The sequence below is a fragment of the Mesorhizobium sp. WSM4840 genome, from assembly GCF_055811755.1.
This window is the reverse complement of record NZ_JBVVQD010000057.1, coordinates 14631-22932: the sequence shown is the minus strand read 5'-3', so window position 1 is coordinate 22932 and position 8302 is coordinate 14631. Positions and strand designations below refer to the sequence as shown.

Here is an 8302-nt window from a genome sequence, read left to right as displayed (position 1 = left end):
AAGGCATGGCCCGCGCGTGTGATCGTCACCGATGTCGGAAGGTCCTGGTGACGGGCAGTCTGAAGATGTTTCCTTCGGGAGTCTCGACCATGAGTGGGTCCTCCGGTTTGTTCAACATCGAGTCGGTGATCCGCGCCTGATCAGCTTGATCCGGCGCTGGTTGAAGGCGGGCGTCATGGAAGATGGAGCGGTCCATCCAAGCGACGAAGGAACTCCACAAGGTGGATCGATCAGCGTGTTGCTGAGCAACCTCTACCTGCACTACGTGCTCGACCTCTGGTTCGAACGCGCGGTGAAGGTCCGGTTGCGGGGCGAAGCCCGGCTGGTGCGCTATATCGACGACTTTGTGATCTGCTTCCAATATCGTGAGGATGCGCTCCGCGTCACAGACGCCCTTCGTCACCGGTTGGGCAAGTTCGGCCTTGCTCTCGAGCCGACCAAGACCAAGTTGGTCGAGTTTGGTCGGTTCGCGTTCCTGGGCCTGACGCTGTACTGCACGCGTAACCGAAAAGGCAACTTCAAGGTTGGGATGCGCACCGAGAAATCTCGGCTAAAGCGCAGCCTTCTGTCTCTGCAGGAGCTGATGCGGCGAATACGGCATTATAAAATCAGTGATCAGGTTGCGGAAATAAACCGCGTCCTGCGCGGCCACTATGCCTATTACGGCGTCGCCGGAAATCTCCGGTCGCTGATCAAGGTGTACCAGGTCGTGGAGCGTTACTGGCGCAGAATGCTGTGCAGCCGCAGCCGTGATGGTGGTCGCCTCAGTTGGGGCGCTTTCAACCAGATCAAAGAACGGAACCCGCTACTGCGACCCAAACTGCGGCTCCCACATAGGGAACTGCAAGCACTCGCGGTGCTGTGAACCAACTGCCGAAGAGCGTGGTGCGGGAAAGCCGCACGCCACGTTCTGTGGGAACCGGGGGCGGGCGACCGCCTCCGGTGACCCGGTGCAGTGAGAAACCAGCCGTTGAAAGGCGGCATGGCGCTCACTGCCTACTCTACTTTCGGTCAAAGAGAGATCAGTATACATCGTTGATGAGACGGGCAAAATCTGCCGGGAACGGAAGGTTGTCAGCCACCCGGATGATCTCGTAGCACTGCTGTGCGAGCCTTGATGGCATTTCGAGCGTGTTGGCCTTGAAGCATTCGCAATGGCTCTACGAAGGTCTGGCCAGGGCAGCCGAAAAAAGCCGATCGCAACGATGCACGCGGCGGTTGGTCTCCCCGTGATCTGCATTGAGACCCGGCAGACCAAGCCCTTCCTCAAATGATGCCGCGAATTTAAGAAATCGATCTTAAATGAGTTCAACGCGCCGTTCATGTACGATGAGCTATGGGTGAAACTGGGTGATGACGGTTTGAGGAGAGCGGCGTATCGAGGCGGGTGATGAAGCCTGCCAGAACCTCTCAAGGAGAGCGATACGCCATGAACGAGACTATCAACATTGTTCGCCTTCGTCAGCCCGACGAAATCGATGATCCCCTGACGGATGTGCTTCGCAGCGGCGCGCGATCCTGCCGAAATGGGCGCGTCGGACGCGCAGTCTGGATGCGCTGCTTCCCGTTCTCTACCTGCGCGGCGTTTCGACGGGGGATTTTCAGGACGCTCTGGCGGCCCTCTTGGGCAAGGAGGCGCCGAACCTGTCACCCTCGGTGATCACGCGGCTGACGGCACAGTGGAACGCCGAATACGATCGTTGGCAAAAGCGCGATCTTTCGGCGCGCCACTATGTCTATGTGTGGGCGGACGGGGTCTATCTGCAGGCCCGGATGGAAGACCATGCCGAATGCATGCTGGTTCTGATCGGCGCCACACCCGAGGGCAAGAAGGAACTTGTCGGCTTCCAGACCGGTATTCGCGAGGGTGCGCAAAGCTGGCGCGAGCTGCTGGTCGACGTCAAGCGTCGTGGCCTTAAGATCGCGCCCGATCTTGCCGTGGGCGACGGCGCGCTTGGCTTCTGGAAGGCGCTCGATGAGCTCCTTCCCGGCACCAAGCACCAGCGATGCTGGGTGCACAAGACAGCCATCTCAACAAGGTGCCGAAATCGGTGCAGGCCGGCATGAAGGCAGACCTGCGCGAAATCTATCTCGCTTCCAACCGGGCCTCGGCCGAGACGGCAATTGCCGTCTTCGTCGAAAAATATGACGCGAAATATGCCAAGGCGGTCGACTGCCTGACGAAAGATCAGAATGCGTTGCTGGCGTTCTACGATTTCCCCGCCGAACACTGGGATCATCTGCGAACGTCCAATCCCATCGAAAGCGTCTTTGCCACCGTTCGCCACCGCACGGTGCGTACCAAGGGCTCGCTATCCTCGAAAATCGCTAGGCTGATGGTCTTCAAGCTGGTCATGGCTGCGGCCAGGACGTGGCGACGATTGAAAGGACAAAATCAGTTGCCGAAACTCATCGCAGGTGCCACGTTCCTGGACGGAATCGAGGTCATCGAAACGAAGCCGCAGAGCGCCGCTTGATCAGCCTCGTCACCCAAATTCCAGCATAGCTCATGTACGATGCTGCGGGTGCTTAGCCAGGAAGCCAAAGCAGCTTCTACGCAAAGACGCGCGCCCGCGAAAGACGCGCCCAGTACATGGGGCGACGAAGTAGACAGCTGAGCCCATCCGCCCTGTGCGGACCTCGCTTCCTCCGATCGCCAGCCCTTCGCCGCTAATCGAGACAAACGCCCTCGACGGCGATGCCCCCAGAGTCGGGCACATAGTCCGGCTCGTTTTCCGACGGGGAAGGGCGAATTCACCCGCCGCACGGCGGCAACGAAGCCCTTTCCGCAAGCTCCATGCCACGTTGCGCAACGACTGCCGCTATTAATGCAGCTCCTGGCTATCAGAATCAATACAATATAGCCTTTCAACGTAAGGAGAACTCATCAGCCTCGCAAAGCTGTAGTAAAATAGGGTAAACGCTACCGTATCGCCGACTTTCAATCTCGGCGTGTCTGCAGCTTGCTTCAAAATAGTGTGATCGCTACTGCTGCCTATGACACGTAAATCGCCGCGCACCGGTTGCAAGAGGCGAATATCCGTATCAAGGTCACCGATTTCCAGCAGCGCAACCGGGTGGCCACCATGCATCTTGGTTTCGATGACTTTGGCCTCAAGCACTGCAGTGTCGGTAGCGAGTCCGGGCAAGGTTGGCGTCTCGACGCCGGTCCGACGCCCGATAATCGGCACCGTCCCCAATCGGAAATGGTTGAGACTTGACGGAAACAGCCCGGCCTTGAGACAATGATCGAAAACCAGTGAAGTGGCGAAGGATTTAGCCTGCAACATACGTCCCAGCGCGCTTTCGACTTCGGAGCATAAATCGCCAAACCGCTTCAGCGTGGCGTCAACAAAGCCGGGGTCACTTCCATGCATAAAATAAATCCCGAGACCGTAAAGCTCTACATGGGTCATTCCCTCAACCTCTTGGCACGCCAGTAAAAGCTCGTCAGGCGCACTCCCCTCCCGCCCGGTGCCGAGATCAACCATGAGAAGCACGCGATGTGGGACGCGACGTTTCGATTGCTGAATCCGCCGTATCGTATCCAGATCGCATTGCAGACTACCATCGCAAAAGGTCAGCATTCTATCGACCTGATCCGGCGTCGGTGACCGGAGAAGCCAGAACTCACCTTCGATGTTCGCTGCTCTGAGACGCTCGATATTGCTGATCCGGGAATCACCAAACTGCGTAATACCTGCGTCTGCCAGCGCCTGTACAACCATAGGATCACCGCAGCAACTTTTGACCACCACCATCAGAGAATGACCGTTCTCTTGCAAAGCTTCCAGAACGACCCTTGCGTTGTGGGTGATTTTCTGCAGATCGATTTTCAGGAGCGGGTAGTTGGTCATAACCTGCTGACCCGATACGTAAACGATGCCATCGAATGATCATTGGCAAGAACGGCGACTCCTGAACGAGAGAGCGTCCAGTGGGGTTTTTTCCACCGGATCACCTAGCATTTCAGCGCGGTCTGGTCCACATCGTCCGGCTTTTTTATAGTGAGAAATTTCGGTTAAGAGTTTCACAAAACGGACAAAAAATGAAACGTAGAAACCATGAACTAGCAAAACAACCGGTTGACCCAAACTATTGGGTTCCTACTGTTGCCCGGTTTCGCGTCGATGTCCAAGCCGTCGGCCGACGGAGCCGCTGCGCGGCGCAACCTCTTGGCAGGCCAATCGCTTTATGATGTGACGAGGCTGTCCTTGGACGGCACCGCGGTCGCGAGCTCGTCCGGCGCCATCGTTCTCTGCCAAGGGATGAACCAATCGCGGCTGGACACGGTCTTCGTATGCGCGGGGCAAACCGTCAGGCGGGCCTTACATTCTAGCCGCCTTGATGCACGGCGATGGATTTTGGCGGCCTGAGGCGGCGCTCTGGTCGCCCGTTGCGGTACGTTTTGACAAGCCTCGTCGGGCGCCGGGGTTGATCCGTCGGTGATGGCAGGTGGGGGGTTGCGGTCGGCGCGTTTGTTTTTCGGGGCGTCTGCGCCCCGTCGGCTATGTCACGAGCCGCGGGATCCGATCGAGGACGATGCGCGGGATGTGTTGGTCGGGGCTCGGCAGGTGCAGGCGGATTTGCGTCTTCATCTCGACCACCCGCGCGGCGATCTTGATGAACGCAAACCCAGCAGGTCCGAATTGGGCGACTGCAAAGCTGGAGCGCTTCGGCATCGCGGCGCACAGGCCCCACATCATCCAGTAGGCGCCGGCATGCAGGAACAGCCGGAACTGGTTGGCTGTGGCTCTGGTGCAAGATGTGCGGGCGGCGGCCAGATGCGTCTTCCACGATTTGATGTGGTTTTCGGCCGCATCGCGCCGGCAGTAAAGGTCCGCGTAGAGCGCCTTGGCCTTGTCACCGACCAGGCTGTGGACGACCTGGTCCGGGCAGCGCGGATCATCGATGCAGCGCGCCAGACGCTCCGCCACCCGCAGTCGTTTCTCCACTTCGGCCAAAGCCAGAACGCCGCTATTGGACGACAGCATGCCGCCGTCGAAACGGGCGACAACGGACTTGCCTCCGACAGATGACAAACCACTCAGCGGCAGCGTAGGATCGTTCATAGCGGATATGGTCTCCGGAAATGATTAGGGCCGCCTGATGACGATCCCCGGGGTGGGTCCGGTCGTGGCGCTGGCCTATACCTCGACCATCGACATTCCGGCTAGCTTCCGCAGCTCCAAGGCGGTCGGACCGGCTGACACCGGTGCTTCACGAGTCGGGCGAAAGCCGGCGCATCGGCCGCATCTCCTCATGCGGCGACGGCGTGCTGCGAACGCTGCTCTATGAAGCCCGCGCAGACCCTGCTGACGGGGTGGGCGAAATGGTCCTGGCTGGAGGCCTGGGCGATGAAGGTTGTCAATGGGCACCGAAGTTTCCGCAAAAGTGGGCATCCAAATTTCCCTATCTGGCGGGTGAAGGTTTCGGTGATCAGCCGGCGTCTTGATCGGTCGATTTCAGTCCTGCTGGGCGGCCACGCTTTTTCGGCGGTGGCGGCGGATTGATGAGCGCTTTGGAGCGAACATGCTCGGGAACAAGATCAGCGTGCTGGCGCAATCGGTAGCTCGATCCTTCGATCTGCACGACGACGGCGTGGTGAAGCAGGCGATCAAGAAGTGCGGTTGCGACGACAGGGTCCCCGAAGACCTCGCCCCATTCGGCAAATCCGCGGTTTGAGGTGAGGATCATGGCGCCCTTTTCATAGCGGGCGTTGACGAGCTGGAAGAACAGATTGCCGCCGCCGGGCACGACCGGGAGATAGCCGATTTCGTCGACGACGAGCAGCGAGGCGCGGCATAGATAGCGGATACGCTCGCGCAGCTGTCCCTCGCGCTCGGCCTTGGCAAGCGAGGCGATAATGTCGGCGAGCGTGGAGAAGTAGACGCTCTTTGCGGCCTTGACGGCTTCGACGGCGAGCGCGGTTGCCAGATGGCTCTTGCCGGTGCCGGGCGGGCCGAGAAGATGGACTACCTCCGCCCGCTCGATGAACTTCAGTTCGGCCAGCGCCATGATGCGGTTTTTGTCGAGCGATGGCTGGAAAGCGAAGTCGAAGCCGGCGAGCGTCTTGATGGTGGTCAGGCGCGCCATCATCAGAGCAGCCTCGATGCGCCGACTCTCGCGCAGGGTTAGTTCTTCCACCAGAAGTTCGTCGAAGGCCTGAATGCCGTCGATCTCGCCCTGCTCAATGCGCCGCAGGGTCGCGTCAAGCGCTTCGAGCGCCCGCGGCATGCGCAGCCCGACCAGGCTCTTCCTGATGCTGTCGATCGTGGATGCGTGCATGGTCATGGCCGGTTCCCCGCGTCGGCCAGTCGCTCGGCGACGGCCTGATAGAAGTCGAGCGAACGCCGGGCGACATGGTCGCCGAGACGACCGACTATGATATCCGGGGCGCTCTTCCTCGCGGCGTGGCGAGCTAATCCCTGACGATGAGCAGGATCGATCCGATATTGGCGGCCCCTCGAGCACAGGATGGCTGGCGACCAGCCGGCCTTCGTCCAGGATGCGGATGCAGTCGGCAAGCTGGTGAACCTCGACAAGGCGCCGGGTGCGATCGGGAACGCTGTAGTAGTTGCCGCCGATCGAGACGAGACCGTCATGGCTGACGCGACGCTCCAGCTTGAGAAGCGCGTCGAAGGGAACTGCCGGGAGAGATTGAAGTTCCGGCTGCTCCGCCGCGAAGGCTTCGCTGACGATGCGTTGCGTGGTGCCGTGCAGGCGAGCATTGGCGACGGTGTCGAGCCAATCTCGCAATTGCTCGTTCAGGTCCTCGAGATTGCGGAAGCTGCGGGCCAGGAAGAAGTCCTCGCGGATATAGCGGAATGGTCGCTCGACTTTGCCCTTATCCGGTATTTGATCTGTGGTGCCTTTTCGTCCTGCTGTTCTTGTTTTGGAACGGCCTTATGGTGAGCCCATCCGGGACGTGGGGCACCGGGAGCACGAAAGTGCGGGCAGGCCGTCTTTAGACCGTGGGCTGAGAGCCCGAGCTCGTTACATGGCCGCCCCTCGCGACTTTCCCGGATGCGCTGCGAGCGCGGATCAGTAAGTGTCGTGTTGCCCGTCAGCTCCCGTCTTTCACCGAGCCAGGAAGGAGGGAATACGCATGCGCATCATCGGACTGGATATCCATCGCGCCTTCGCCGAGGCGGTGGCATGGGAGGACGGCAAGCTCAGGCGGCTGGGTCGTGTCGACATGCGGCGCGATCTGCTGGACGCCTTCGCCGCGAAGCTGTCGCCGAGCGACATCGTCGTGATCGAGGCCACTGGCAACGCGTCCTCGGCCGCCGCAGTTGTCGCGCCGCACGTGAAGAAAGTGGTGATCGCAAACCCGAAGCAGGTGCGCATCATTGCCTATGCCAAGATCAAGACGGACACGATCGATGCCGGCGTTCTGGCGCAGCTCTATGCCAGCGGCTTCCTGCCGGAAGTCTGGATTCCGGACGAACCTACACAGGCACTGCGCCGGCAGGTGACGCGGCGCAATCAGATCGTTCGGCAAAGATCGCGCTTGAAGAATGTTATCCAGTCGATCCTTCATAGCCACCTCATCCCGTCCTGCCCGCATGCCGATCTGTGCGGCGCCAAGGGCCGGTCGTGGTTGAGCGAACAGGTCGTGCCGGAAGACGAGCGCCTCGCGATCGATCGGCATCTGCGCGAGTTCGACCGATTGGGCGACGACCTCCAGATCATCGAGCGCGATCTTGCCCGCTCGACCCTTGAAGATGAAGGCGTGAAGCGTCTGATGACCATTCCCGGCGTCGACATGACCGTCGCGCTTGCAATGAAGGCGGCGATCGGCGACGTGGCGCGCTTCGAGGAGCCGCAGAAGCTTGTGAGCTATCTTGGCCTGAATCCGAGTGTCCGGCAATCAGGGCCAGGGCCTGCCTACCACGGACGGATCACCAAGCAGGGACGCGGACATGCCCGCGGTATGCTCGTCGAAGCTGCTTGGGCAGCGGCACGCGCACCCGGACCGCTGCGGGCTTTCTTTCTACGGGTACGTGCCAGGCGCGGGCAGCATGTCGCGGCCGTCGCGACCGCACGCAAGCTCGCTGTCGTGATCTGGCATCTGTTGACGAAGGGGGAGAGCTACGCCTGGGCTCGGCCTTCCCTGCATGCCAAGAAGCTGCGCGATGTGGAACTCAAGGCCGGGAGCAAGGCTGTGGGCGGCCAAAAAGGGGGCGCCCCCCGCGACAACAAAAAAAGTGGCCCGGGGGGGGGGGGGGGGGGGGTGGGGAGGGGGGGGGGGGGGGATGGCCGCGTTTTGTGCGGCGGGGGCCCACGGGGGGGGGAGAGG

Annotated in this window: 4 protein-coding genes and 6 pseudogenes; 5 read left to right on the top strand and 5 right to left on the bottom strand. The window is 60.6% G+C overall.

The genetic code is table 11. The features are described from left to right. The first annotated feature begins 31 nt into the window (after nucleotides 1–31). From AC0L3I_RS35425 to AC0L3I_RS35415, 3 genes and pseudogenes are all read left to right on the top strand, one after another. A complete protein-coding gene (locus AC0L3I_RS35425; RefSeq protein WP_473530035.1) occupies nucleotides 32–865 on the top strand; it encodes a reverse transcriptase domain-containing protein in 834 nt (277 codons plus the stop codon). Nucleotides 866–992: 127 nt separating this feature from the next. Then, nucleotides 993–1271 (top strand): annotated as a pseudogene (locus tag AC0L3I_RS35420) (hypothetical protein); the annotation flags it as partial. A gap of 244 nt (nucleotides 1272–1515) precedes the next feature. Then, a pseudogene (locus AC0L3I_RS35415) lies at nucleotides 1516–2477 on the top strand (IS256 family transposase); the annotation flags it as partial. A gap of 348 nt (nucleotides 2478–2825) precedes the next feature. Here the strand turns inward: AC0L3I_RS35415 and AC0L3I_RS35410 are convergent. From AC0L3I_RS35410 to AC0L3I_RS35400, 3 genes and pseudogenes are all read right to left on the bottom strand, one after another. Beyond that, complete coding sequence (locus AC0L3I_RS35410) at nucleotides 2826–3857, bottom strand: alanine racemase (protein WP_473530034.1); 1032 nt, start codon at nucleotides 3855–3857, stop codon at nucleotides 2826–2828. Between the two features lie 651 nt (nucleotides 3858–4508). Then, a pseudogene (locus tag AC0L3I_RS35405) lies at nucleotides 4509–4886 on the bottom strand (transposase); the annotation flags it as partial. A gap of 45 nt (nucleotides 4887–4931) precedes the next feature. Next, nucleotides 4932–4994: pseudogene (locus AC0L3I_RS35400) on the bottom strand (hypothetical protein); the annotation flags it as partial. Between the two features lie 112 nt (nucleotides 4995–5106). Here AC0L3I_RS35400 and AC0L3I_RS35395 point away from each other — a divergent pair. Beyond that, a pseudogene (locus AC0L3I_RS35395) lies at nucleotides 5107–5366 on the top strand (transposase); the annotation flags it as partial. A 73-nt stretch (nucleotides 5367–5439) separates the two neighbouring features. On the opposite strand, the gene istB reads toward AC0L3I_RS35395, so the two are convergent. After that, nucleotides 5440–6294, bottom strand: a complete 855-nt coding sequence (istB, locus tag AC0L3I_RS35390; protein WP_473530033.1) for an IS21-like element helper ATPase IstB — start codon at nucleotides 6292–6294, stop codon at nucleotides 5440–5442. Next, nucleotides 6291–6849: pseudogene (locus AC0L3I_RS35385) on the bottom strand (Mu transposase domain-containing protein); the annotation flags it as partial. The pseudogene AC0L3I_RS35385 and the gene istB, both read right to left, overlap by 4 nt. 259 nt (nucleotides 6850–7108) lie before the next feature. Here AC0L3I_RS35385 and AC0L3I_RS35380 point away from each other — a divergent pair. Continuing rightward, a partial coding sequence (locus AC0L3I_RS35380) for an IS110 family RNA-guided transposase (RefSeq protein WP_473530032.1) occupies nucleotides 7109–8302 on the top strand: 1194 nt, incomplete at its 3' end.